The 24,086-nt window shown below is 45.9% G+C and carries 41 protein-coding genes and 1 rRNA gene; 40 read left to right on the top strand and 2 right to left on the bottom strand.

Annotation, left to right across the window (positions count from 1 at the left end):
• The first annotated feature begins 25 nt into the window (after window positions 1-25).
• The 36 genes from rplD (at window position 26) to ACFQ88_RS38575 (ending at window position 20,169) form a co-directional block, all read left to right on the top strand.
• The gene (gene rplD, locus ACFQ88_RS38750) at window positions 26-649 is read left to right on the top strand and encodes a 50S ribosomal protein L4 (protein ID WP_239630954.1); all 624 of its coding nucleotides are present in this window, start codon (window positions 26-28) and stop codon (window positions 647-649) included.
• Complete coding sequence (gene rplW, locus ACFQ88_RS38745) at window positions 649-939, top strand: 50S ribosomal protein L23 (protein WP_028552014.1); 291 nt, start codon at window positions 649-651, stop codon at window positions 937-939. The genes rplD and rplW overlap by 1 nt, the downstream gene beginning before the upstream one ends.
• Window positions 940-970: 31 nt before the next feature.
• Entirely contained in the window at window positions 971-1,801 is an 831-nt protein-coding gene (gene rplB, locus ACFQ88_RS38740) for a 50S ribosomal protein L2 (RefSeq protein WP_239630955.1), read from the top strand.
• A gap of 39 nt (window positions 1,802-1,840) precedes the next feature.
• The gene (rpsS, locus tag ACFQ88_RS38735; RefSeq protein ID WP_239630956.1) at window positions 1,841-2,119 is read left to right on the top strand and encodes a 30S ribosomal protein S19; all 279 of its coding nucleotides are present in this window, start codon (window positions 1,841-1,843) and stop codon (window positions 2,117-2,119) included.
• A 45-nt stretch (window positions 2,120-2,164) separates the two neighbouring features.
• Window positions 2,165-2,500 (top strand): 50S ribosomal protein L22, encoded by a 336-nt coding sequence (rplV, locus tag ACFQ88_RS38730; protein WP_239630957.1) that lies wholly within the window; start codon window positions 2,165-2,167, stop codon window positions 2,498-2,500.
• Between the two features lie 13 nt (window positions 2,501-2,513).
• Window positions 2,514-3,179, top strand: a complete 666-nt coding sequence (gene rpsC, locus ACFQ88_RS38725) for a 30S ribosomal protein S3 (protein WP_239630958.1) — start codon at window positions 2,514-2,516, stop codon at window positions 3,177-3,179.
• A gap of 2 nt (window positions 3,180-3,181) precedes the next feature.
• The gene (gene rplP / locus ACFQ88_RS38720) at window positions 3,182-3,616 is read left to right on the top strand and encodes a 50S ribosomal protein L16 (protein WP_028552009.1); all 435 of its coding nucleotides are present in this window, start codon (window positions 3,182-3,184) and stop codon (window positions 3,614-3,616) included.
• A complete protein-coding gene (gene rpmC, locus ACFQ88_RS38715) occupies window positions 3,606-3,806 on the top strand; it encodes a 50S ribosomal protein L29 (protein WP_239630959.1) in 201 nt (66 codons plus the stop codon). The genes rplP and rpmC overlap by 11 nt, the downstream gene beginning before the upstream one ends.
• A gap of 23 nt (window positions 3,807-3,829) precedes the next feature.
• Entirely contained in the window at window positions 3,830-4,093 is a 264-nt protein-coding gene (gene rpsQ / locus ACFQ88_RS38710) for a 30S ribosomal protein S17 (RefSeq protein ID WP_239630960.1), read from the top strand.
• A gap of 41 nt (window positions 4,094-4,134) precedes the next feature.
• Window positions 4,135-4,503: a 50S ribosomal protein L14 gene (rplN, locus tag ACFQ88_RS38705; RefSeq protein WP_239630961.1), complete on the top strand. Its 369-nt coding sequence runs from the start codon at window positions 4,135-4,137 to the stop codon at window positions 4,501-4,503.
• A gap of 80 nt (window positions 4,504-4,583) precedes the next feature.
• A complete protein-coding gene (rplX, locus tag ACFQ88_RS38700; protein ID WP_239630962.1) occupies window positions 4,584-4,937 on the top strand; it encodes a 50S ribosomal protein L24 in 354 nt (117 codons plus the stop codon).
• A gap of 32 nt (window positions 4,938-4,969) precedes the next feature.
• Entirely contained in the window at window positions 4,970-5,512 is a 543-nt protein-coding gene (gene rplE, locus ACFQ88_RS38695) for a 50S ribosomal protein L5 (protein ID WP_239630963.1), read from the top strand.
• 33 nt (window positions 5,513-5,545) lie between these two features.
• Entirely contained in the window at window positions 5,546-5,731 is a 186-nt protein-coding gene (locus ACFQ88_RS38690; RefSeq protein ID WP_026326663.1) for a type Z 30S ribosomal protein S14, read from the top strand.
• Window positions 5,732-5,762: 31 nt separating this feature from the next.
• Window positions 5,763-6,161, top strand: coding sequence for a 30S ribosomal protein S8 (rpsH, locus tag ACFQ88_RS38685; protein WP_379463169.1), 399 nt, complete (start codon window positions 5,763-5,765; stop codon window positions 6,159-6,161).
• 31 nt (window positions 6,162-6,192) lie between these two features.
• Window positions 6,193-6,735: a 50S ribosomal protein L6 gene (gene rplF / locus ACFQ88_RS38680; protein WP_239630965.1), complete on the top strand. Its 543-nt coding sequence runs from the start codon at window positions 6,193-6,195 to the stop codon at window positions 6,733-6,735.
• Between the two features lie 51 nt (window positions 6,736-6,786).
• On the top strand, window positions 6,787-7,155 hold the full coding sequence (gene rplR / locus ACFQ88_RS38675) for a 50S ribosomal protein L18 (RefSeq protein WP_379463166.1): 369 nt from the start codon (window positions 6,787-6,789) through the stop codon (window positions 7,153-7,155).
• Between the two features lie 30 nt (window positions 7,156-7,185).
• A complete protein-coding gene (gene rpsE / locus ACFQ88_RS38670; protein ID WP_028552000.1) occupies window positions 7,186-7,683 on the top strand; it encodes a 30S ribosomal protein S5 in 498 nt (165 codons plus the stop codon).
• An 11-nt stretch (window positions 7,684-7,694) separates the two neighbouring features.
• Complete coding sequence (gene rpmD / locus ACFQ88_RS38665; RefSeq protein ID WP_239630967.1) at window positions 7,695-7,883, top strand: 50S ribosomal protein L30; 189 nt, start codon at window positions 7,695-7,697, stop codon at window positions 7,881-7,883.
• 37 nt (window positions 7,884-7,920) lie between these two features.
• Window positions 7,921-8,361, top strand: a complete 441-nt coding sequence (gene rplO, locus ACFQ88_RS38660; protein ID WP_239630968.1) for a 50S ribosomal protein L15 — start codon at window positions 7,921-7,923, stop codon at window positions 8,359-8,361.
• Complete coding sequence (gene secY / locus ACFQ88_RS38655) at window positions 8,361-9,662, top strand: preprotein translocase subunit SecY (protein WP_239630969.1); 1,302 nt, start codon at window positions 8,361-8,363, stop codon at window positions 9,660-9,662. Before rplO ends, secY begins: the two co-directional genes overlap by 1 nt.
• An 84-nt stretch (window positions 9,663-9,746) precedes the next feature.
• Window positions 9,747-10,400, top strand: coding sequence for an adenylate kinase (locus ACFQ88_RS38650; protein WP_239630970.1), 654 nt, complete (start codon window positions 9,747-9,749; stop codon window positions 10,398-10,400).
• A complete protein-coding gene (gene map, locus ACFQ88_RS38645; protein ID WP_239630971.1) occupies window positions 10,397-11,149 on the top strand; it encodes a type I methionyl aminopeptidase in 753 nt (250 codons plus the stop codon). The genes ACFQ88_RS38650 and map overlap by 4 nt, the downstream gene beginning before the upstream one ends.
• An 8-nt stretch (window positions 11,150-11,157) precedes the next feature.
• Window positions 11,158-11,466 (top strand): KOW domain-containing RNA-binding protein, encoded by a 309-nt coding sequence (locus tag ACFQ88_RS38640; protein ID WP_239630972.1) that lies wholly within the window; start codon window positions 11,158-11,160, stop codon window positions 11,464-11,466.
• Between the two features lie 2 nt (window positions 11,467-11,468).
• Window positions 11,469-11,687 carry a translation initiation factor IF-1 gene (infA, locus tag ACFQ88_RS38635; RefSeq protein WP_009676800.1) on the top strand — a complete coding sequence of 73 codons (219 nt, stop codon included), beginning with the start codon at window positions 11,469-11,471 and terminating at the stop codon, window positions 11,685-11,687.
• A gap of 90 nt (window positions 11,688-11,777) precedes the next feature.
• Window positions 11,778-11,891: a 50S ribosomal protein L36 gene (rpmJ, locus tag ACFQ88_RS38630; RefSeq protein ID WP_003333770.1), complete on the top strand. Its 114-nt coding sequence runs from the start codon at window positions 11,778-11,780 to the stop codon at window positions 11,889-11,891.
• Window positions 11,892-11,907: 16 nt separating this feature from the next.
• Complete coding sequence (gene rpsM / locus ACFQ88_RS38625; protein ID WP_239630973.1) at window positions 11,908-12,276, top strand: 30S ribosomal protein S13; 369 nt, start codon at window positions 11,908-11,910, stop codon at window positions 12,274-12,276.
• 20 nt (window positions 12,277-12,296) lie between these two features.
• Entirely contained in the window at window positions 12,297-12,692 is a 396-nt protein-coding gene (gene rpsK, locus ACFQ88_RS38620) for a 30S ribosomal protein S11 (RefSeq protein WP_013921137.1), read from the top strand.
• Between the two features lie 125 nt (window positions 12,693-12,817).
• Window positions 12,818-13,762 carry a DNA-directed RNA polymerase subunit alpha gene (locus tag ACFQ88_RS38615; RefSeq protein ID WP_239630974.1) on the top strand — a complete coding sequence of 315 codons (945 nt, stop codon included), beginning with the start codon at window positions 12,818-12,820 and terminating at the stop codon, window positions 13,760-13,762.
• A 39-nt stretch (window positions 13,763-13,801) separates the two neighbouring features.
• Window positions 13,802-14,167, top strand: coding sequence for a 50S ribosomal protein L17 (gene rplQ, locus ACFQ88_RS38610; protein WP_239630975.1), 366 nt, complete (start codon window positions 13,802-13,804; stop codon window positions 14,165-14,167).
• 89 nt (window positions 14,168-14,256) lie between these two features.
• Entirely contained in the window at window positions 14,257-15,018 is a 762-nt protein-coding gene (gene truA, locus ACFQ88_RS38605; protein ID WP_239630976.1) for a tRNA pseudouridine(38-40) synthase TruA, read from the top strand.
• Window positions 15,019-15,259: 241 nt separating this feature from the next.
• Window positions 15,260-15,697: a 50S ribosomal protein L13 gene (gene rplM, locus ACFQ88_RS38600; RefSeq protein WP_094018024.1), complete on the top strand. Its 438-nt coding sequence runs from the start codon at window positions 15,260-15,262 to the stop codon at window positions 15,695-15,697.
• A gap of 20 nt (window positions 15,698-15,717) precedes the next feature.
• Complete coding sequence (gene rpsI / locus ACFQ88_RS38595; protein ID WP_094018023.1) at window positions 15,718-16,110, top strand: 30S ribosomal protein S9; 393 nt, start codon at window positions 15,718-15,720, stop codon at window positions 16,108-16,110.
• Between the two features lie 207 nt (window positions 16,111-16,317).
• Window positions 16,318-17,010, top strand: coding sequence for a phosphoadenylyl-sulfate reductase (locus ACFQ88_RS38590; RefSeq protein ID WP_379463159.1), 693 nt, complete (start codon window positions 16,318-16,320; stop codon window positions 17,008-17,010).
• 21 nt (window positions 17,011-17,031) lie between these two features.
• Complete coding sequence (sat, locus tag ACFQ88_RS38585; protein ID WP_379463157.1) at window positions 17,032-18,213, top strand: sulfate adenylyltransferase; 1,182 nt, start codon at window positions 17,032-17,034, stop codon at window positions 18,211-18,213.
• A 63-nt stretch (window positions 18,214-18,276) separates the two neighbouring features.
• The gene (cwlD, locus tag ACFQ88_RS38580; protein WP_379463155.1) at window positions 18,277-19,029 is read left to right on the top strand and encodes an N-acetylmuramoyl-L-alanine amidase CwlD; all 753 of its coding nucleotides are present in this window, start codon (window positions 18,277-18,279) and stop codon (window positions 19,027-19,029) included.
• Between the two features lie 57 nt (window positions 19,030-19,086).
• Window positions 19,087-20,169 carry a P-loop NTPase gene (locus ACFQ88_RS38575; RefSeq protein ID WP_379463153.1) on the top strand — a complete coding sequence of 361 codons (1,083 nt, stop codon included), beginning with the start codon at window positions 19,087-19,089 and terminating at the stop codon, window positions 20,167-20,169.
• Between the two features lie 67 nt (window positions 20,170-20,236).
• Here the strand turns inward: ACFQ88_RS38575 and gerD are convergent, their stop codons facing one another.
• A complete protein-coding gene (gerD, locus tag ACFQ88_RS38570; RefSeq protein ID WP_239630981.1) occupies window positions 20,237-20,926 on the bottom strand; it encodes a spore germination lipoprotein GerD in 690 nt (229 codons plus the stop codon).
• Window positions 20,927-21,068: 142 nt separating this feature from the next.
• Here gerD and ACFQ88_RS38565 point away from each other — a divergent pair, with 142 nt between their 5' ends.
• Complete coding sequence (locus ACFQ88_RS38565) at window positions 21,069-21,662, top strand: KinB-signaling pathway activation protein (protein ID WP_379463150.1); 594 nt, start codon at window positions 21,069-21,071, stop codon at window positions 21,660-21,662.
• A 24-nt stretch (window positions 21,663-21,686) separates the two neighbouring features.
• Here ACFQ88_RS38565 and pdaB read toward each other — a convergent pair whose 3' ends face one another.
• Window positions 21,687-22,475 (bottom strand): polysaccharide deacetylase family sporulation protein PdaB, encoded by a 789-nt coding sequence (gene pdaB, locus ACFQ88_RS38560; protein ID WP_239630983.1) that lies wholly within the window; start codon window positions 22,473-22,475, stop codon window positions 21,687-21,689.
• Between the two features lie 163 nt (window positions 22,476-22,638).
• Here pdaB and ACFQ88_RS38555 point away from each other — a divergent pair, with 163 nt between their 5' ends.
• The 3 genes from ACFQ88_RS38555 to ACFQ88_RS38545 all read left to right on the top strand — a co-directional run.
• The gene (locus ACFQ88_RS38555) at window positions 22,639-23,244 is read left to right on the top strand and encodes a stage II sporulation protein M (protein ID WP_379463147.1); all 606 of its coding nucleotides are present in this window, start codon (window positions 22,639-22,641) and stop codon (window positions 23,242-23,244) included.
• 186 nt (window positions 23,245-23,430) lie between these two features.
• Entirely contained in the window at window positions 23,431-23,649 is a 219-nt protein-coding gene (locus ACFQ88_RS38550; RefSeq protein ID WP_239630985.1) for a hypothetical protein, read from the top strand.
• A gap of 346 nt (window positions 23,650-23,995) precedes the next feature.
• Window positions 23,996-24,086: ribosomal RNA gene (locus tag ACFQ88_RS38545) — 16S ribosomal RNA — on the top strand; the annotation flags it as partial.

The raw sequence follows: 24,086 nt of genomic DNA, 5'->3' as shown, positions 1-24,086 counted from the left end.
GTAAAGCAAGAAAGGAGGATTACAGATGCCAAAAGTAGCATTATACAACGTTAGTGGTTCCCAAGTGGGAGAAGTTGAATTGTCGGATTCCGTATTCGGAATTGAACCTCACGTTCACGTGTTGAACGAGGCTGTTCTGATGCAGCGCGCTTCTCTGCGTTTTGGTACTCATAAGGTAAAGGGGCGTTCCGAAGTTCGCGGCGGTGGTCGTAAACCTTGGAAACAAAAAGGTACAGGCCGTGCACGTCAAGGTAGTATTCGTGCTCCTCAATGGAAAGGTGGCGGCGTAGTATTCGGACCGACTCCTCGGAGCTATTCCTACAAGCTGCCTAAAAAAGTTCGTCGTCTTGCGATTAAATCTGCATTATCTTCCAAGGTAATTGGAAATGAAATCATCGTGTTGGATCAATTGCAATTGGCTCAACCGAAGACAAAAGATTTTGCAGCGATTCTTAGCAACCTGAAAGTGGACCGCAAAGCTTTGGTAGTAACGGCTGGTTACGAAGAAAACGTAGCATTGTCCGCACGCAACATTCCTGGCGTTAAGTTTGTAGTTGCTGAAGGAATTAACGTGCTTGATGTTATGGTTTATGACAAGCTGATCATTACTAAGGACGCGGTACAGAAGGTAGAGGAGGTGTTTGCGTAATGAAGAACCCTCGCGACATTATTAAGCGCCCTGTGATCACTGAGCGTACGAGTGATATGATGGCCGAGAAGAAATATGTCTTCGAAGTGGAACTCCGTGCGAACAAGACGGAAATCAAGCAGGCCATTGAGTCTATTTTCAAAGTGAAAGTAACGAATGTTAACACATTGAGAATGCCTGCTAAGCCTAAGCGTTACGGTCGTCATTCCGGATATACATCCGAGTGGAAAAAAGCGATTGTTTCCTTGAGCGCAGACAGCAAAGAACTCGAATTCTTCGAGAACGCGTAATTAATTCTTTTAAAGTAAGGAGGGAATCCAAGTGCCAATCAAAAAATATAAACCAACTTCACCTGCAAGACGTGCTATGTCGGTTTCTACATTTGAAGAAATCACGACATCTACACCGGAGAAGTCCTTGCTGGCTCCTCTGAGCAAAAAAGCAGGTCGCAATAACCAAGGTAAAATTACGGTTCGTCACCACGGTGGTGGACATAAGCGTAAATACCGGATTATCGATTTCAAACGGAACAAAGATGGAATACCTGGACGCGTTGCTACTATCGAGTATGACCCGAACCGTTCGGCTAACATCGCTTTGATTCACTATGCTGATGGTGAGAAGCGTTACATCATCGCTCCTAAAGGCTTGAAAGTGGACGATCAAATCGTGTCCGGCGTTGGCGCGGATATCAAGATCGGTAATGCACTGCCTCTTGAAAATATTCCTGTAGGTACTGTGATCCACAACATTGAGTTGAAACCAGGTAAAGGCGGACAATTGGTACGCGCTGCCGGTACAGAAGCTCAATTGCTCGGTAAAGAAGATGAGTATGTAACCATTCGTCTTTCTTCCGGCGAAGTAAGAAAAGTCCTCAAAGTTTGCCGCGCTACGATCGGATCCGTAGGTAACGAAGACTACGAGCTGGTTAAAATCGGTAAAGCCGGACGTTCCCGCTGGTTGGGTCAAAGACCAGAAGTGCGCGGGGTTGTAATGAACCCTAACGATCACCCTCACGGTGGTGGTGAAGGCCGCGCTCCAATCGGACGTAAATCCCCGATGTCTCCATGGGGTAAACCGACTCTTGGTTATAAAACTCGTAAAAAAGGCAAAGCTTCTGATAAATATATCGTTCGTCGTCGTACGAAGTAATTTCATTCTCGTTACGATTAATGAAGGGAGGAACGAAACATGGGTCGCAGTTTGAAAAAAGGCCCTTTCGTTGACGGCTATCTTCTTAAGAAAGTCGAAGCGCAAGGTGACACTACGAAGAAACAAGTAATCAAAACTTGGTCTCGCCGCTCCACTATTTTCCCGCAATTTATCGGATTCACATTTGCGGTGTACGATGGTAGAAAGCACGTGCCGGTTTATGTTACTGAGGATATGGTTGGACACAAACTGGGTGAGTTTGCGCCAACTCGTACTTACAAAGGTCACGATGATGACAAGAAAACAGGTAAACGCTAATTGAGCGTTTCGCAATATGAGTTGTAGATGAGAGGAGGTACTTCCATGCAAGAAGCTAAATCTATTGCAAGATTCGTCCGCATTGCTCCTCGTAAGGCGCAATTGGTGGTAGACTTGATCCGCGGCAAGCAAGTTGGAGAAGCGATCGCAATTTTGCGTCACACTCCAAAAGCGGCATCCCCGATTGTGGAGAAGGTTCTGAACTCGGCTATCGCAAATGCTGAGCACAACTACTCCATGGATCCTAACAGCTTGGTGATCTCTCAGGCTTATGTTAACCAAGGTCCAACAATGAAAAGATTCCGTCCTCGCGCAATGGGACGTGCGAGCCGTATTAATAAACGTACCAGCCACATTACATTAGTGGTATCTGAAAAATAAGGAGGGATAACGTGTGGGTCAGAAAGTAAACCCGGTAGGACTTAGAATTGGTATTATCCGCGATTGGGAATCCAAGTGGTACGCTGGTAAAGATTTCGGCGATTTGCTGCTTGAGGACGTGAAAATCCGCGAATACCTGAAAGAAAAGCTGAAGGAATCGGCTGTTTCCCATATTGATATTGAGCGTGCTGCTAACCGTGTTAATGTTACTATTCATACGGCGAAGCCTGGTATGGTTATCGGTAAGGGTGGTTCGGAAGTGGAAGTTATTCGTAACTATATTTCCAAACTGACTAACGGCAAAAAGATTCACATCAACATCTCTGAAATCAAAAACCCTGAACTGGATGCAATCCTTGTTGCTGAAAGTATCGCTCAACAATTGGAGCGTCGCGTTTCTTTCCGTCGTGCGATGAAACAAGCGATCCAAAGATCGATGAGAGCCGGAGCTAAAGGGATCAAGACATCAGTAAGCGGTCGTTTGGGTGGAGCGGAAATCGCCAGAACGGAAGGATACAGCGAGGGTACAGTACCTCTTCATACGTTGCGTGCGGATATCGACTATGGTACAGCAGAAGCTCACACCACTTACGGTCGTATCGGCGTAAAAGTATGGATCTATCGTGGCGAAGTTCTTCCAACGGCTAAGAAAAAGGCTGTAACGGAAGGAGGCAACTAATCATGTTAGTTCCTAAACGTGTAAAACACCGTAAAGAGCATCGCGGTAACATGCGCGGACGTGCTAAAGGCGGTACTGAAGTACATTTCGGCGAATATGGTTTGCAAGCTATGGAGCCTGCTTGGGTGACTAACCGTCAAATCGAAGCTGCCCGTATTGCAATGACTCGTTATATCAAACGGGGCGGTAAAGTTTGGATCAAAATTTTCCCTGCGAAGCCAATTACGCAAAAACCTCTTGAAGTCCGGATGGGTAGCGGTAAAGGTAACGTAGAAAAATGGGTTGCTGTTGTTAAGCCAGGTAAAATCATGTTTGAACTTGCCGGCGTAAGTGAAGAGATTGCTCGCGAAGCAATGCGTCTTGCTTCTCACAAGCTGCCGATCAAAACGAAGTTTGTTAAAAGAGAAGATGTAGGTGGTGAAGCAAATGAAAGCTAGTGAATTTCGCAACTTAACCACTGCTGAGATTGAACAAAAGGTTGCCGGATTTAAGGAACAACTCTTTAACCTCCGTTTTCAACTGGCTACCGGTCAACTGGATAACCCAGTTCAGATTCGAGAAGTCCGCAAAGAGATTGCTCGTGCAAAGACTGTTTTGCGTGAAAGAGAACTGGGTATCATTAGTTAATGAACGAGAGAGGAGGATCTCCCATGAGTGAACGTAACGAACGTAAAACTCAAGTTGGTAAAGTCGTGAGCAACAAAATGGACAAAACCATCGTTGTTGCTGTTGAGACTTACAAAAAGCATAACCTTTACCACAAGAGAATTAAATATACGAAGAAATTCAAAGCTCATGATGAAAACAATGAAGCTCAAATCGGTGACGTTGTAAGAGTCATGGAAACTCGTCCGATCTCCAAAGACAAGCGTTGGAGACTGGTTGAAGTAGTAGAAAAAGCGGTTATCGTTTAAGATATGCACAATGCATCAATTCCGGAAGGAGGGTTTAAACAATGATTCAACCTCTATCTCGCTTAAATGTGGCTGACAACTCTGGTGCAAAACAGCTTATGTGTATCCGTGTGTTGGGTGGTACAGGTCGTCGTGTGGGACATATCGGTGATTTGATCATCTGCTCCGTGAAAGAAGCAACACCAGGTGGCGTTGTCAAAAAAGGTGATGTAGTTAAAGCAGTTATCGTTCGTACAAAGAGCGGTGCTCGTCGTAAAGACGGTTCTTACATCAGCTTTGACGAAAATGCAGCTGTTATCGTAAAAGATGACAAGAGTCCTCGCGGAACTCGTATCTTTGGACCAGTTGCTCGTGAGCTTCGTGACAGAGATTTCATGAAAATCGTATCTCTTGCACCGGAAGTTATCTAATCAGTAACCGTGTTCGGTTAAATAAAGCAGTGCTTACGATGTGGGTTTTCTAACGAAAACTCTTAGGAGGTGGAATTTCGATGCCAAACAAAGGTAAGAAGTTAGAGTCTTACAATAACAAGTTGAACGTGAAAAAAGACGATACCGTGTTCGTGATTACTGGTAAAGACAAAGGTAAAAAAGGTCGCGTAATCGCAGCATACCCTCGTGAGAACCGCGTTTTGGTTGAAGGTGTGAACTTGATCAAGAAGCACACGAAACCATCGCAAGCTAATCCACAAGGCGGTATCATCACTCAAGAAGCACCAATTCACGTTTCTAACGTGATGCTGGTTGATCCTAAGAGCGGCCAACCTACGCGTGTAGGTTACAAAGTATTGGACAACGGCAAAAAAGTGCGTATTGCTAAAAAATCCGGTGAAGTCATCGATTAATCGTATAAGTTAGGAAAGGAGGTACATGAAACATGACAGCAAGATTAAAAGATCGTTTTCTGAACGAAGTTACACCTTCGTTGATGCAAAAGTTCAGCTACTCCACTGTTATGCAAGTTCCTAAAATTGAGAAAGTCGTTATCAACATGGGTGTTGGTGAGGCGGTTTCCAATTCCAAAGTGCTTGACGTTGCAGTTCAAGATCTTCAGCTGATCGCTGGTCAAAAGCCAGTAGTAACTAAAGCAAAAAAATCGATCGCAGGTTTCAAACTGCGTGAAAATATGCCAATCGGTGTGAAAGTAACATTGCGCGGCGAGCGTATGTATCATTTCTTGGACAAATTGTTCAATGTGGCACTTCCTCGGGTTCGTGACTTCCGTGGTGTTTCCAACAAAGCATTCGACGGACGCGGTAACTACACGTTGGGTCTTAAAGAACAATTGATTTTCCCTGAAGTCGAGTACGATAAAGTGGACAAAGTTCGGGGTATGGATATCGTTATCGTAACGACAGCTAATACTGACGAAGAGTCCCGTGAATTATTAACCCAATTAGGAATGCCGTTTACGAAGTAATCGAAACGGTACAAAGCGGAGGTGTAAAAGTAAGTGGCAAAAACTTCGATGAAAGTTAAGCAGCAGCGCCCTCCTAAGTTTAAGGTACAGGCGTATACACGCTGCGAACGCTGTGGTCGTCCGCATTCCGTTCTACGGAAATTCAAAATTTGCAGAATTTGTTTCCGTGAATTAGCATACAAAGGCCAGATCCCTGGCGTTAAAAAGGCAAGCTGGTAATTACCCTAGTTTCGGGAAGGAGGTTCACAATATGGTGATGTCAGATCCAATTGCAGATATGCTTACTCGTATTCGCAATGCAAACGTAGTGCGTCATGAAACAGTTGAAATCCCTGCTTCGACGATCAAGAGAGAAATCGCTGAGATCTTGAAGAAGGAAGGCTTTATCCGTGACGCTGAATATATCGAGGATAACAAGCAAGGGATTATCCGTCTTTTCTTGAAATACGGCCCTAACAACGAGCGCGTTATCTCCGGATTGAAAAGAATCAGCAAACCTGGCTTGCGCGTTTACACTCAAAGCCAAGAGGTTCCTCGCGTTCTGGGTGGATTGGGAATTGCAATCATTTCCACATCCAAAGGCGTTATGACCGACAAAGAAGCTCGTCAATCCAAAGCAGGCGGAGAAGTTATCTGCTTCGTGTGGTAATACAGAATTCAAATGAACGGAGGTGCAAACCATGTCCCGTATTGGTCGCAAACCAATTACAATTCCAGGTGGAGTTAATGTAACTTTGGACAATACCCTGATTACGGTAAAAGGTCCTAAAGGAACGTTGAGCCGCGAATTACACAGAGATATGAAGGTAGTTGTTACAGAAAGTGAAATTTCTGTCGAGCGTCCTTCTGATAATAAATTACATCGTTCCCTTCACGGTACGACAAGAAGTGTTGTTGCCAACATGGTTAATGGCGTAACGGAAGGCTTCGTAAAATCCCTTGAGCTGGTTGGTGTAGGTTACCGTGCCAACAAAACTGGTAACAAGCTGGTTTTGAACGTAGGTTACTCTCATCCGGTAGAAATCGAGCCTGAGAACGGCATCGAATTCGAAGTTCCTTCGAACACTAAGATCATCGTTAAAGGTATCGATAAAGAGTTGGTCGGAGCTACAGCAGCGAAAGTTCGTTCCGTACGTGAACCAGAGCCTTATAAAGGTAAAGGTATTAAGTATGAAGGCGAGCGCATCCTTCGCAAAGAAGGTAAAGCTGGTAAGAAGAAATAAGATCGCGTAATGCGGTAACCTCTCATTCAAGCTGAAAGGAGTGAACCAAGAATGATTACTAAAGGCGATAAAAATAAAGCCCGTTTGAAAAGACACCTTCGTGTTCGTAAGAAAATTCAAGGTACGACTGAGCGTCCACGCTTGAATATCTTCCGTTCCTCCAAACACATGTACGCTCAATTGATCGACGATGTGAAAGGTGTAACGATCGCTTCCGCTTCGACTCAAGATAAAGAGTTGAAAGACAGCATCGGTAACGGCGGTAACGTTGAAGCAGCTCGCAAGGTCGGAGCATTGATTGCAGAGCGCGCTAAAAATAACGGTGTTGAGCAAGTAGTATTTGACCGCGGCGGATACCTGTACCATGGTCGTGTGCAAGCTTTGGCTGATGCAGCTCGTGAAGCTGGTCTTGAATTCTAATAAAACCATTTAATAAGGAGGTAAAGTCACTTGCGTATTGATCCCAATACTTTAGAGTTAACTGAAAAAGTTGTTAACATTAATCGCGTAGCTAAAGTAGTAAAAGGCGGACGTCGCTTCAGCTTCAGCGCATTGGTCGTTGTAGGCGACGGCAAAGGCTGGGTAGGCGCAGGAATCGGTAAAGCTGGTGAAGTACCTGATGCGATTCGCAAAGGTATCGAAGATGCCAAGAAAAACCTGATTCATGTACCTATCGTTGGAACTACAATCCCTCACTTGGTAATCGGTAAATTCGGAGCAGGCAGCGTTCTTCTGAAGCCAGCTTCCAAAGGTACCGGAGTTATCGCAGGCGGACCTGTTCGCGCCGTGCTGGAACTTGCAGGTGTAGGCGACATCTTGACAAAATCCCTAGGTTCTTCTAACTCCATCAACATGGTTAATGCTACATTGGAAGGATTGCAGCGTCTGAAGCGTGCTGAAGAAGTTGCAAAACTGCGTGGCAAAACCGTTGAAGAACTGTTAGGTTAGGAGGGAAACCAATGGCTAAGCAATTGCAAATCACCCTCAAACGCAGCCTGATCGGTCGTCCGGAAGTACAACGTCGTACAGTTACTTCCCTTGGACTCCGCAAGCTGCATCAATCGGTTACACATAACGACAATGCGGCTATCCGCGGCATGGTCAACCAAGTAAGTCATTTGATCGAAGTTAAAGAAATCGAAGCATAATAGCGCACAACAAAATGTATTAGAGGAGGTGCAAACGATGAAGTTGCATGAACTTGCATCTGCTGAAGGATCCCGTAAGGCTCGTAAACGTGTAGGCCGCGGTATCGGAAGCGGAATGGGTAAAACAGCTACTCGCGGTCATAAAGGGCAAAACGCTCGTTCCGGCGGTGGTGTTCGTCCAGGTTTTGAAGGAGGTCAAAATCCTCTATATCGTCGCTTGCCTAAGCGTGGTTTCACTAACCGTTTCCGTAAGGAATTCGCGATTGTGAATCTGACCGAGCTTAACAAGTTTGCTGCTGGAACTGAAGTTACTCCAGAATTGCTGCTTGAGTCCGGTGTTGTGAAAAGTGCAAGAGACGGAATCAAAATCTTGGGTAATGGCGAGATTACGGTACAGCTTAACGTAAAAGCTAATAAGTTCTCTCAATCTGCGGTAGAGAAAATTCAGGCTGCCGGCGGTAAAACCGAGGTGATTTAATGTTTCGTACCATTTCCAATATTTTTAAAGTGGACGATTTAAGACGTAGGATTATATTTACCTTGCTGGTATTGATCGTCTACCGAATTGGTGCTTTTATACCGGTACCTAACATTAACACGGACATTTTGAAAATGCAGGATCGGGCTAATTCTAGTGATGTGTTTGGCTTGCTGAACACCTTCTCCGGCGGCGCTTTGTTCCAGTTCTCCATCTTTGCGATGGGAATCATGCCTTACATTACGTCCTCGATCATAGTTCAGCTGTTGTCGATGGATGTAATCCCAAGGTTTGCACAATGGGCTAAAGAAGGCGAAGTCGGAAGAAAGAAGCTTGCTCAAATTACCCGTTACGGAACAATCGTGTTGGGTCTTATCCAGGCGTTTGGCTTAGCTATCGGTTTTAACCGGATCTATGCCGGCTTGGTTGTAAATCCAACAGTCACAACGTATATATTGATTGCTATTGTTCTTACCGCGGGAACCGCATTTTTGATGTGGTTAGGGGAACAAATCACTGAGAATGGAATTGGCAATGGTATTTCCATGATCATCTTTGCGGGGATCGTGGCTGCTATCCCTACGGGAATTTCGCAAATCGTGAAGTCCGAGTTTACGGATGCAGGCGACGCATTGTTCTTGAACGTCATCAAGATGGTCATTATCGCAATCGTCGTTATCGCTTTGATTGCCGGGGTTATCTTCGTGCAGCAGGGCGTTCGTAAAATTCCGGTTCAGTATGCGAAACGGGTAGTCGGCCGCAAGATGTATGGTGGACAATCGACGCATATCCCTTTGAAGGTTAATGCAGCAGGCGTAATTCCAGTTATCTTTGCACTTTCGCTTCTTGTATTCCCTCCTACGCTTGCGAGCTTCTGGAGAGGTAATCCGGTAGCGGACTGGATTATTACGAACCTGAACTATACTCATCCAATAGGGATGGTTTTGTATGTTCTGCTGATTATTGGGTTTACGTTCTTCTACACGTTTGTTCAGATTAACCCTGAGCAAATGGCGGATCAAATGAAGAAAAACGGAGGCTATATCCCGGGTATCCGCCCAGGTAAAACCACTTCCGTTTACTTGACAAGAGTGATGACTCGCATTACCTTGTCGGGCGCTTTGTTCTTATCCGCGATCTCCATCCTGCCTATGCTCCTTGGAAGCTTAGCAGGCTTGCCTAGCTCGGTAAGCATCGGCGGTACTTCCTTGCTGATCGTTATCGGTGTAGGTTTGGAGACGATGAAGCAGATCGAAAGCCAATTGATCAAGCGTCACTACAAAGGCTTCATTAATAAATAGCAAATAGGTTCTGGTAGTTATTTATTGGCTATCGGCACCTATTGTGCTGTTAGCATCATTTGATGCGATGGGGAGGAAGTCATTATGAACGTGATCTTTATGGGACCTCCTGGTGCAGGTAAAGGTACGCAGGCGGAAGGAATCGTTAATGAGTTTCAAATCCCGCATATTTCAACCGGTGATGCATTCCGTTTGGCTATGAAACAGGAAACGGCACTTGGCTTGGAAGCAAAAAAATATGTGGACCAGGGCTTGCTCGTACCTGACGAAATCACTATCGGTATCGTCAAGGAGCGCTTGCAGCAGCCGGATTGTGAGAAAGGCTTTTTGCTTGACGGATTTCCAAGAACGATCTCTCAAGCGGAAGCGCTGGACGACATAATGGCATCCTTGGGAAGAAGCATAGACCATGTAATCAATTTGAAAGTAGATCGCAATCTGCTTTTGGCTCGTTTGACTGGTCGAAGAATCTGTAAGTCTTGTGGAGCTACGTACCACATCTTGTTTAACCCTCCTGCACGTGAAAATGTGTGTGATAAATGTTCCGGCGAATTGTATCAAAGATCGGACGATACCGAAGAAAAAGTCGGTACCCGTCTTGACGAATACACGAACAAGACAGCACCTCTTTTGTCGTATTACCGTAACAAAGGAAATTTGCGTGAGGTTAACGGTGAGCAAGAAATAAGTGCGGTTACTACACAAATCAGTTCACTATTGCGAGGGCAAGCGGAATGATCATTTGTAAGTCTGCAGCTGAATTGGAGTTAATGAGAGAAGCCGGCCGCATTGTAGCCGATACGCATCGCTTGTTGCAGAAATCCGTTCAGCCCGATATTACAACTAAAGAGCTGGATCAAATCGCAGAAGAATATATTCGCAGTCAGGGCGCAACCCCATCTTTTAAAGGCTATAACGGTTTTTCTGGCAGCATCTGTGCTTCAGTCAATGATGAATTGGTACACGGCATACCCAGTGGGCGTAAGCTAAAAGATGGCGACATCATCAGTATCGATATCGGTGCAAACTATAAAGGATACCATGGTGACTCCGCTTGGACGTATGGCGTAGGGAATATCTCGGACACAGCGCGCAAGCTGCTGGAAGTGACGGAACGTTCTCTATATGCGGGTCTTGCGGAAGCCAAACCGGATGCGCGATTGTACACTATCTCCCACGCGATTCAAAAATGCGTCGAGGATGAAGGTTTTTCCATTGTTCGAGAGTATGTAGGGCATGGTGTAGGGACAGAGCTTCATGAAGAACCTCAAATTCCGAATTACGGCATCCCAGGTCGAGGTCCTCGCCTGAAGCCGGGAATGGTATTAGCAATTGAGCCAATGGTCAACGTCGGTGAACGGTATGTTAAGACCCTCGAAGACAATTGGACGGTTGTTACAGTGGATGGCACACTGTGCGCGCATTTTGAGCATACCATCGCTATCACTCCAGACGGTTACGAAATATTGACGCAGTCTCGGACGTAGGTGATAGATTGGATTCGGCTAACATTCCACAGCTCGGACAAATTGTTAGGATCGTTCGCGGAAAGGACTCCGGGAAGTACGCCGTAATAATCAACGTCGAAGACCAACGATTCGTCTGGATTGCCGACGGCGACAAACGGAAGTTCGATCAACCTAAAAAGAAAAACTTGAATCATCTCGAGTTATTGCAAGCGATCAGCAGCGAAGTAGTGGACAGCTTGAAGGAAAGCGGTCGCGTGACGAACGGGAAATTACGTTTTGCACTGAATAAGTATGTGGAACCAATGAAATCAGAAGCGCAAGAGAAAGGAGAATGACTGTGGCCAAAGAAGATGTAATTGAAGTTGAAGGTACAGTGATTGAACCTCTTCCTAATGCAATGTTTAAGGTGGAACTCGAGAACGGTCATAAAATTCTTGCTCATGTTTCCGGTAAAATCAGAATGCATTTTATCCGGATCCTGCCTGGAGATAAAGTGACAGTGGAACTTTCCCCTTATGACTTGACCAGAGGCCGTATAACCTATCGTTTTAAATAGATGTCAGTTGTAGTTTGGTTTGCTAGCGTAAGCTCAGTCATGCTTTCGAAGCAAGTTTTTCTCGCGAAAAACTCTCAGGAGGTAATAACAATGAAGGTAAGACCATCGGTCAAACCTATTTGCGAAAAATGCAAAGTCATTCGCCGCAAAGGTAATGTAATGGTAATTTGCGAAAACCCTAAGCATAAACAAAAACAAGGTTAAGGAGGTGCTCCTATAAATGGCACGTATTGCTGGTGTAGACTTGCCGCGTGACAAACGCGTAGTGATCGCTTTGACATACATTTTCGGTATCGGCAGAACGACTTCGGAGACAATTTTGGCCAACACTGGTGTTAGCCCTTCGACTCGCGTTCGTGACTTGACTGAAGATGAAGTAAGCAAACTTCGTGACGCGATCGACAAAACCGTTAAGGTGGAAGGCGACCTTCGTCGTGAAATCGCACTGAACATCAAACGTTTGATCGAAATCGGATGCTACCGTGGTGTTCGTCATCGTCGCGGCTTGCCTGTTCGTGGTCAACGTACTAAAACTAACGCTCGTACGCGTAAAGGTCCTCGTCGTACTGTAGCTAACAAGAAGAAATAGTAAAGGAGGTTAACAAATAAATGGCTAAACCTAAAAAAGTTGTTCGTACGAAACGCCGTGATCGGAAAAATATCGACTCCGGAGTGGCTCATATCCGCTCTACGTTTAACAATACGATTGTAACTATTACGGATCCCCACGGGAACGCAATTTCCTGGGCAAGTGCCGGTAACCTGGGCTTCAAAGGTTCCCGTAAAAGCACACCGTTTGCTGCGCAAATGGCTGCAGAATCTGCTGCCAAAGCAGCTATGGAACATGGCATGAAAGCCGTTGAAGTTATGGTTAAAGGTCCTGGCGCTGGTCGTGAAGCAGCAATTCGTTCACTTCAAGCAGCTGGTTTGGAAGTTAACCTGATTAAAGACGTGACTCCAATTCCACATAACGGTTGCCGTCCTCCAAAACGTCGTCGTGTCTAATTCAGGATTGCAAAAGAGTGGTATAAATATCCAAAAGTTGTGAATACTGTTTGGATAGGCATACTGCACGTTCTATGCGTCTTAAGTTATCCAGAGGGAAACGACGTTTTGAAGGAGGGTTATAAATGATCGAAATCGAAAAGCCGAAAATAGAAACCGTATCATTGAGTGAGGATGGCACTTACGGCAAGTTTGTTGTAGAGCCTCTTGAGAGAGGCTATGGAACGACACTGGGGAATTCGCTTCGCAGAATCTTGCTGTCCTCGCTACCGGGGGCAGCAGTAACCTCTGTCCAAATTGACGGAGTGCTGCATGAGTTCTCCACCGTTCCAGGTGTCATGGAAGATGTTACGGAGATTATCCTTAACCTCAAAGGGCTATCGTTAAAGATTCATTCCGACGAAGAGAAAGTGTTGGAAATTGATGCTGAAGGTGAAGGACCAGTCGTTGCCGGCGATATTCGTGGTGACAGTGATGTGGAGATTCTTAACCCGGATCTGCATATCGCTACACTATCCTCCGATGCACGTCTTCATATGCGCATTCATGCGAATCGGGGACGCGGATATGTTCAAGCGGACAAGAACAAGAAGGAAGATCAGCCAATCGGCGTCATCCCTATTGATTCGATCTACACTCCGATTACCCGCGTCAACTACAGCGTAGAAAACACTCGCGTCGGCCAAGTTACCAACTACGACAAACTAACCCTCGAAGTCTGGACCGATGGAAGTATTCGACCTGAAGAAGCCGTTAGCTTGGGCGCTAAAATCTTGACTGAGCATCTGATGCTATTTGTCGGCTTGACCGATGAAGCTAAGGATGCCGAGATCATGGTAGAAAAAGAAGAGGACAAGAAAGAGAAAGTGTTGGAAATGACGATCGAAGAACTCGATCTTTCTGTTCGTTCTTACAACTGCCTGAAGCGTGCGGGTATTAATACGGTACAAGAATTGATTACGAAAACGGAAGAAGACATGATGAAGGTTCGTAATCTTGGACGCAAATCCTTGGAAGAAGTTCAAGAGAAGCTCGAAGAGCTTGGACTTGGCCTCAGAATGGAAGACTAAGCGTCAGGTAATCATTAAGCAGAAGGAGGTTGCACATAAATGGCATACCAAAAGTTAGGTCGTGATTCCAGCGCACGTAAAGCATTGTTCCGTGACCTGGTAACTGACTTGTTCATACACGAGCGCATCCAAACTACGGAAGCGAAAGCTAAAGAATTGCGCTCTATTGCAGAAAAACTAATCACGTTGGCAAAACGCGGAGATCTTCATGCTCGCCGTCAAGTTGCTTCCTTTGTACGTCGTGAAGCAGTTAACGAGAATCAAGATGCGATCCAAAAGCTATTTGCTGAATTGGCTCCACGCTATGCTGAGCGTCAAGGCGGATACACCAGAATCTTGAAGCTGGGTCCTCGCCGCGGCGATGCAGCGCCAATGGTATATTTAGAATTAGTAGATCGTGCATAAAAGGGTGGGAAAGGGTGGACGGGATCTCATGATTCTGATGAAACCCTTTTTTTTGTAGCCTAAGCTCGAACGGATAATGGAGGACGGCCGTGAGAAATATATGCATGACCGTCAGTTATGACGGGACAGCTTACAACGGATTTCAAACGCAGCCTAGCAAGAACACGGTTCAGGATGTATTGGAGCAAGCCGTGTTCTCCCTGACGGGGGAACGGGTGAAGCTTACATCGTCGGGCCGGACGGATGCGGGAGTACATGCCCGCGGCCAAGTGATCAACTTTTATACGGAATCGCAAATTCCGGTAAACCGTTGGTGCATGGCGCTGAATACAAGGCTGCCAGAGGATATCGTCGTGAGCGGTGCGAGGGAAGTGGATCTTGCGTTTCACTCGACAAGATCGGCTGTTCGGAAAACGTACCGCTATACGATCCGTTGTGGACGCCATCCCGACCTGTTTAAGCGGCATATGGAGTTTTTCCATCCTACGTCCTTAAACACGGAAGCGATGCGTGAGGGGCTGCAGTGGCTTGAGGGGACGCATGACTTTACGTCCTTCTGCTCGGTCCGATCCACGAAGTTATCGCACGTCAGAACGATATATGAAGCCAGGCTGGAGTGCGAGCCGGTGGATCCGGTGCTGCAATCGTTTGCTATTCATATTTATTTGACCGGTAACGGGTTTTTATACAACATGGTGAGAATCGTTGCAGGCACCTTGATCCAGGTGGGAGAAGGGAAACGTACGAGTGAATCGATGCGGGACATCCTGGCTGCTCAGAGCCGTGCTAAAGCAGGGCCTACGGCTGTGCCACACGGACTGATGATGTGGGAAGTTTTGTACGATGAATAATCAATCAAGACTTGATTTCCTGTCAGATTTATAGTAAAATATCACTTGGCGTTTCTTGATCGGCTAACCCACGGCCCCGGGTCAAGAGAAGGCTGCTGATTTACCCAACATGACAAATTAAACGTTTGATACAGATAGATTTGGTGATGGAATGACCTTTTGTCTTCACAATCATCACATGACTGTGTCATTTCATCAAAGCGTAAGCACCGAAGCGAACAATGTTTAGGAGGAACTATTCATGCGTACCACATATATGGCTAAGCCTAATGAAGTAGAGCGCAAATGGTACATTATTGACGCGACAGACAAAACTCTGGGTCGTCTTGCAAGCGAAGCTGCTAGCATCATCCGCGGCAAGCACAAGCCTCAATTCACGCCTCACGTGGATACTGGTGATTTTGTAATCGTCATTAATGCAGAGAAAATCAGATTGACCGGTAAGAAATTGCAAAACAAAATGTACTATCGTCACTCTTTGTACTCCGGCGGTTTGAAAGTAACTTCCGCTCAAGATTTGTTGAACACAAAACCGGAGCGTGTGCTTGAATTCGCAATTCACGGCATGCTTCCAAAAAATCGTCTTGGCGACAGCATGAAGACGAAACTGAAAGTATATGCTGGTTCTGAGCATCCGCATCAAGCACAACAACCTGAAGTTTGGGAACTTCGCGGTTAAGATAAAGGGAGGACTGTTTTGTGGCACAAGTTCAATATTATGGAACAGGTCGTCGTAAGCATTCGGTAGCACGTGTACGTCTCGTACCAGGCGAAGGCCGAATCATTATCAATAAACGTAACTTGGATGAGTACTTTGGTCTTGAAACATTGAAATTGATCGTGAAACAACCGCTGAACCTGACCGAAACATTGGGCAAATACGATGTATTGGTTATCGCTAACGGCGGTGGTATTTCCGGACAAGCAGGAGCAATCCGTCACGGTATCTCCCGCGCATTGTTGAAGGCAGATCCAGAATTCCGCGGTTCTTTGAAAAAAGCCGGATTCTTGACTCGTGACCCTCGTATGAAAGAGCGTAAGAAATACGGCTTGAAAGCCGCTCGTCGTGCGCCTCAGTTTTCCAAGCGTTAATTTTCTTTATACGAAATATACAAAGACCTTTTCACTATTACGGTGGAAAGGTTTTTTTGTTTTTTATTTCACCAAGTTCTGGGCACCTCATACTATAAAGAATGGCCCAAGAAAATTTTAAATTGACAAAAAGTAGGGTTGAGATATAATTATATATACAACAAAACATAGTAATATACTCGGGATTATAAGATGGGAGGAACAGTAATGAATTTATTTGAAAAAGAGAAGCTCATACAGGAAGCAGCGGAGCAGTTTGAAAAACAAAGTCCGGAAGCTCTGATTGCCTGGGCGGTTGAGAAGTTTCCGAACATTACTTTAGCCTGTAGTTTCGGGGCAGAGGACGTCGTATTGGTCGATATGCTCCAGAAGGTAAGCCCCAAAACCGACATATTTTACTTAGATACGAACGTACACTTTAAAGAGACCTATGAAACTCGGGATAGATTACAGCAGCACTACGGTGTTGAATTCGTTCAAGTGCTCCCTAAATTGACATTAAGCGAGCAAGCGGAGCAGTATGGTGATGAGCTGTGGAAAGGCAATCCTACGCAATGCTGCAATATCCGTAAAGTAGACCCGCTGACCGATATCCTCAAAAATTACGCTGCCTGGATTACGGGAATTCGCCGCGATCAAGCTCCTACACGGGCGAATGCTAGAAAAGTCGAGTATGACACAAAGTTCGGTTTGGTAAAATTCAATCCTTTGGCTTCCTGGACCTCGGAAGATGTCTGGAATTATATCCGCACGAATAATATTATATATAACCCATTGCACGATCGAAATTACCCAAGTATCGGTTGCGAGCATTGTACACGTCAGGTAGCAGTAGGAGAAGATCCTCGTGCTGGACGCTGGTCCGGCTTCGAGAAGACGGAATGCGGTCTCCACAAATAATATTGAGGAGGTAATGCAGCAATGGCAGAAACGATTCAACCACACGGTGGTGTCTTAATCAATCGAGTTGTTGATGGTGCAGAGAGAGAACGTTTGTTGGAGCTGGCAAAAGGTTTGGTTCCTTTAAAGGTTAATTCCTGGACGATATCTGATCTTGATCTGATTGGCGTAGGAGCGTTTTCTCCATTGACCGGATTTCTTGGTAAGGAAGATTATGAATCGGTTGTCGAGCGGATGCGCTTGGCGGACGGAACGGTATGGAGCATACCGGTGACTTTGGCTGTAGAGGAAAGCGTAGCGGAGGGCCTCAAGCTTGGTGAGCAAGCTGCGCTGATCGGCGAGCAGGACGGCGTTGTTTACGGCATTTTGGATGTTCAAAGCGTCTATACCGCTGACCAAAGGCATGAGGCTCTCAAAGTATTTAAAACCGATGACGAAGCCCATCCAGGCGTGCAGAAGCTGTTCTCACGCCCTTCTGTTTATGTGGGCGGACCGATTCAAGTATTGAACCGTTCGAAGCCGGAGAAGTTCCAGCAATATTACTTCGATCCGTCGGAAACTAGGCGGTTGTTCGTTGAGAAAGGCTGGAAAAGCGTCGTAGGATTTCAGACGAGGAACCCTGTTCACCGCGCACATGAGTATATCCAGAAGAGTGCAATGGAGATTGTCGATGCGTTGTTTTTGAACCCACTCGTGGGGGAAACCAAATCCGACGATATCTCCGCCGACGTTCGGATGCGCAGCTACCTTGTATTGCTTGAGAACTACTATCCGAGGAATCGCACGTTCCTTGGCGTATTCCCGGCCGCTATGCGCTATGCAGGGCCTCGAGAAGCCATTTTCCATGCTATGGTACGTAAAAATTACGGCTGCACCCACTTCATCGTCGGCCGCGACCATGCTGGTGTCGGCGACTATTACGGAACGTATGAAGCACAAGAAATTTTCAGTAACTTTACCAGCGAAGAGCTGGGGATTACCCCGTTATTTTTCGAGCACAGCTTCTTTTGCACCAAATGCGGCAATATGGCATCCAGCAAAACGTGCCCGCACGACAAGGCGGAGCATCTCCATTTGTCGGGAACGAAGGTTCGCGCGCTGCTGCGAGGCGGCCAATGCCCTCCTCCGCAATTTACCCGTCCTGAGGTTGCGGAAGTGCTGATCGAAGGTATGAGAGAACAGTTCGAGCCTACGAATTCGTAGCATATTTGTCCACCCTGTCCCATAAGATGTTACAGAGTCTATGGGATGTGAGGTGGATTTTTCATGTTTAAAAGGAGGAAAAGGGTCGTAGTCTGGCTCACGATGCACAGCAGCTTGAAGTTAGTCATGTCCGCTATGCTTGTTGTTCTCATGCTGTTTCTATTTACGTATGAGCTGCCCGCAACCAAGACGTGGACGTACTGGACGATGCCGCTGTCAGGCAAGACGATCGCGCTGGATGCGGGTCACGGCGGTCCGGATGGAGGGGCGGAGAACAAGGATGGACTTATTGAGAAGGACATTAACCTGGCGATTACGATGCATCTGAGAGACTATTTGCAGGAAGCCGGGGCGATTGTCGTTATGACCAGAGAAAGCGACCAGGATTTGGCCGAGCCGTCGACCAAAGGGTACAGCAAGAGGAAGACGGAGGACTTAATAAACCGGGCGCAATTTATATCCAAGCAAAATGCCGATTTATTTGTCAGCGTTCATTTAAATAGCATTCCTTCCTCCAAATGGTCCGGTGCGCAAACATTTTATTACCCGAATCATAAGGATAGCGGAATGTTAGCGGCATTAATTCAAGATGAAATCAAGCAAAATCTGAAAAATACGGATCGGGTCGCCAAACCGCTGGAGGGCAACTATTTGCTCAAAACGGTTAAAGTCCCTAGCTCTCTGGTCGAAGTTGGATTCCTCTCCAATCCGGCCGAAGCGAATTTGCTGAAAAATCCGTCCTACCAGAAAAAAGTCGCCGCCTCCATCTACCAGGGCATCTTAAGATACTACGCAGGTGAAAAAGTGGGTTACTAACAAAATTATGATATAATAAGGGAAGTACCATACTTATCATCGGCTGAGGTGAATTCGTTGCTTACTAAAGAACAACTATTAAATACAGTACAGCATCTCCATGATCCGGAATTCCAGCTCGGACTGACTGAGCTTCAGTTGATCCGGGATGTTGTTATTAAAGAAGGACGCGTTTCGGCAACCGTCTTGTTATCTAATGAAGATGAGACTTATAAGGAGCAGCTGCAGGAGCAAATTTCCGTTGCCTTCCGGAACGCCGGTGCGGACGAGGTTCATTTGCGGTTTCGTCCCATGACCGAGTATGACCGCAATGAAACGGCGCGCAAGCTGCAGGAGCATACGGTACAAGCCAACACCGAAACGGCCGCTGTACGCGATATACTGGCTCCTGAGGCCGGCGTACACTTTATTGCCATTGCGAGCGGCAAGGGTGGTGTAGGCAAGTCCACCGTAACCGTAAACCTGGCTGTCGCACTTGCAAGGCTTGGCAAAAAAGTCGGCCTTATCGATGCCGATATTTATGGCTTCAGCGTACCGGATATGATGGGAATCGAAGACAAACCGGAGCTTGTAGGCAATCGTATCGTACCGATCGAGCGTTTCGGCGTAAAGGTGATTTCGATGGGCTTCTTCGTCGAAGAGAACACTCCGGTAATTTGGCGCGGCCCAATGCTCGGCAAAATGCTGCGCAACTTCTTCCAGGAAGTCAACTGGGGCGATGTCGAGTACGTATTGCTTGATTTGCCGCCTGGTACGGGAGACGTTGCCCTGGATGTTCATCAGATGATTCCGCAAAGCAAGGAAATTATCGTCACTACGCCTCATGCTACAGCGGCTTTCGTTGCCGCCAGGGCTGGAGCTATGGCTAAGCACACCAATCACGAAATCATCGGTATCGTTGAGAATATGTCCTACTATCAGTGCGGCAAATGCGGAGAAAAGGATTATGTGTTCGGCAGGGGCGGGGGAGCCAAGCTTGCGGAAGAGCTGCATACCGATCTGCTGATACAAGTGCCTCTTGGCGCTCCGGATAATCATGTTGCTGAACCTGACTATTCTCCGTCGGTGTACAAACAGGATTCCGAAACAGGTAAGCTTTATGTGGATCTAGCACGCAAAGTGATCAATAAAGTGGAGTAAGCGCAAGGAGCTGCCTAAGCTGTTAACCAACAGTTCAGGGCAGCTCCTTTTTGTCTTCGTTCTACTATTACTGCTGACTTTTCTCTTTTTGATCCGATTGGTCCTGCTTCTTCTGTTCTTGCCCGCCTCCGCCACCACCGCCGCCGGCTTGTTTTCCTTGGCCCTGTTCTTTCGGCATGGATTCCTCTTCGAGCACTTTTTTCATCAAATTCATCAGTTCAAGGCGAAATAAAGGACTTTGCAGCGATTCCTGCATGACGGTCTTCATTTGCGAACGATACTGAGGGCCTTTCATCGTATCCATCAGCATTTTTTCAAAATCCGGATTTTTCATTGCATCCATCAGCGTTTTTTGGTACTCCGGGTCTTTCATCAGCTCTTTTTGCAGCTGCTTCGTATCTTTTTGAATCGCTTTGGCAAATTGTCCTGCAAATTTGGGGTCGGTTATGACATTTTGCAAAAACTTGTTGTTCGACGTATCCGTCAAAACATCCTTTACCGCCAATTGAATTTGCTGACCGTCTCCCGCCGCCAAGAGCTTCATTTGGCCTTCGGATTGAGCGAGCGTATTTGTCCTTTCAATGGCCGTCTGAATGGCTTTCCTGCCGTCTTCCGTCTTCAAAATATCCAGCACCATCGTCTTTGTATCTTTATAACTGCCGCCATGTGATTGCGAAGCTTGCTTATCCGAGCCGCAGGAAGCCAGAATCATAAGAACAAGAAGGAGGGAAACATATTGCCACCATCGCTTCATCATTGCTTAGAGCTCCTTTCCTAACAAGAATATGGCCTTAGTATTTGCTGCGATACGAACTTTCACTCCGCCGGTTTATTGGCTTTTTTTTGTGAACGTTGGTACAATTAACTTTTGAAGAGATGAAGTTTTGGGGGTCGACAATGTGACGTTAAGAAAGTGGTTCTATTTATTTTGGACAACTTTGCTGATCGGTGCCGTCAGCGCATTGATCACAGGAGTTATTTTACAAGCTAACGATCAGCAGTTCAGTTTTCTGGGGGGCAACGCGATCGGCTACAATATTTTGACAATGCTTCTTGGTGGAGCAACGATCAGTGTATTAAGCCAAATGGGTTTTTTTGCGTATTTGATTGTCCGATTCATTATGATGGGGATCATAAGAAAAAAATGGGTTTGGGATACAGTGCAAATTATATTGGTAATCGTAGCTATTATAGACCTTGTTATCCTGCGTCATAATCCTGGAGATAGCTGGCTGTCCTATTCTCTCTTACCCTTATTTATGCTGCTAGCTGGCTTGGCGATATCGGCTTGGAAAGTGAAGCTCACCAACCGCAACGGCTTTATTCCGACCTTGTTCTTCATGACCGTTGTAACGGCTGTAGAAGCCATCCCGGCCATTCGTCTGAATACCGCGGCATCCACTATTTTTATGATGGTTCCTTTGATTGCGAGCAATGCATGGCAAATTTTAATTTTATCCAAAGTACTGAAAACAGACAAAGAGCCGCTATAACGGCTCTTCCTGTTTATTCATATCCTATTTGATGGATTTCATGGTCTGGTCTTCAACCTGCGCTTTATTCTCAACCTGTGTTTGCTTCAGCATTTCTCCAACCGTAACAAATTCGTATCCTTTGGCTCTCAGCTGATCAATAATGACCGGAAGGGCCTCGTGCGTTTGTTTGCTCGAATCGCTAGCGTGTAAGAGGACGATATCGCCAGGATGAGCTTTGGTCACTACACGGTTAATAATCGTATCTACACCTTTGTTTAGCCAGTCTTGGGAATCCGTATCCCATTGAATTACCGAATAGTTCAACTCGTCGGCAATACGCAATACTCTTTTGTCGAAATCTCCGTTCGGCAGTCGGAGGAGGGTAGGAGTTTGACCGGTCACTTCACTCAAAATTTGATGCGCCGTCTTGATCTGCGTGCGGATTTCCTCATCGGTGTTCAAGCTGCTGTAGTTCACATGCTTATGTCCGTGGCTGCCGATTTCCCACCCTCCCTTTACGATGCGGCTGACAACCTCGGGATGATCCTTGGCCCATGGAGAAGATAAGAAGAAGGTTGCCTTCTTGACCCCCTTGTCCTCCAAAATTTTGAGAATAGGCTCGGTGCGAACGTCACCCCAGCTGATGTCAAAGGTGAGGGCGATTACCTTTTTGTCGGTCTGTACGCTGTAGATGGCCGCGGGCTCATTTTGGCTAAATACGGAAATATTCTCGCGTTCGGAGTAAATAATGCCGATGGCAAAAACGACGGCGATGGCAATAATAAAAGCCTGCTTTAATTTTTTTCCGTTCAACACGTAAAAATAATTCACAAAAACAGAACCTCCTTTTGGATGCCCGCTATGAACCGGATCAGGGCTTGTTTAATTCCTTTTGATAAAATTGTATGCGTGGACAAGAAAGATATGCTAACGGCTCGTACTAAGTAGACACAGAACATTTGTTCTCTTTTGGTGCAGAGGAAGGGAGATACCTATGAACAATTTGATGCTGCAGTTTAAGCGGATGAAGCATTATTTTATTGCTTCCGCCTTGGTTTTTACCGTGAGTATGGTGCTTGGAGCGGGGTATTCGGAGCAGTTTCAGGCATTTATCGAGATGCAGCTGAAAGGGATGGAGCAATGGGCCCAGTCGATCACGAAGACGGAGAATCCGCAGTGGTCTTTGTTCTGGCTCATTTTTTGGAATAATATATCCAAATCGTTGCTGGTAATTGGGGTTGGGGCCTTTTTTGGCGTCATTCCTTTATTCTTTTTAATTGCGAACGGTTTGATTCTTGGTTACGTCATAGCGGTGTCGGCTCAACAGCAATCCGTTCTTTTCGTAATAAAAGGTATTTTGCCTCACGGGATACTGGAAATACCGGCTGTCGTATTTGCCTGTGCATTCGGTCTGAGAATGGGCGTTCTTGTTATGAAATCGTTATGGGGACTAGTCAATCCAACACGCTCGTCGGTATATAAAGAAGAGTTCCGAAGCTTCGCCAAGGCGCTTATTCCCGTGTTCGTGATTATTATCATTACCTTGACAGTAGCTGCTCTTATAGAGAGCACAGTGACGTATTGGCTAATTAAGCCATAACCATTTCGCATAAAAATATCCAAATATGTGCATAACAGTAAAGCGTGATCATGCTTAACTGACAGAGTGTGTATTGAAAAGCGCGAACATCTTGATGAACGAATCCAAGCTTTTTGAATACATGCTCTTTTTGCGTCTTCGCGAAATATGGTGGTCATCTAACGTTGCTGAGAGGGGTAGTAAGTAATGCTCGGGTTTTTATTTAACGAAAGAGAATGCAGAGAACTCGATTATGTGTTGAAAAAAGAGCTGGACGAGATGCTGTTTGATCTGAACGACAAGCGGATCGATGCCGATATTAAAGCGGCTATAGAATCGAGATATAAAGTGATATTTCGGATGTACGCCCGGCTTGCTTCCCCGAAGGAAATCTCAAGGTATGCACGCAATCGGATGTATCATTAAACTTTTCTCAATCCAATGCTTGACTTCGAATTATAATGTGTGTTATTTTAGTAAACGTCGCTTTTGAGCTTCGAACTTTAGGTGGGGAAAAGCTGAAAGCAACGAAAAAGATTTTAAAAAAGTGCTTGCAATTGTATGGGTGGCTGTGATATATTATAAGAGTCGCTGCTAAACAAGGTGGCACGAATTGAAAAGCTTGAAATCACCAGTAAAACTGCGGATTTCAGTGGCATTGTCCTTTGAAAACTGAACAACGAGTGAGTGTTAAATAGAGAATGAAAATTCTCGCTAGCATTGAATTTTGAGCTTAAGACAAGCTCTGTTATACGGTCGCTTCGGCGGCACTTTAATGGAGAGTTTGATCCTGGCTCAGGACGAACGCTGGCGGCGTGCCTAATACATGCAAGTCGAGCGGTCCCTTCGGGGATAGCGGCGGA

This window comes from Paenibacillus sp. NPDC056579 (assembly GCF_042793215.1).
Taxonomy (GTDB): Bacteria; Bacillota; Bacilli; order Paenibacillales; family NBRC-103111; genus Paenibacillus_S.
This window is presented reverse-complemented; position numbering and strand designations above follow the sequence as displayed.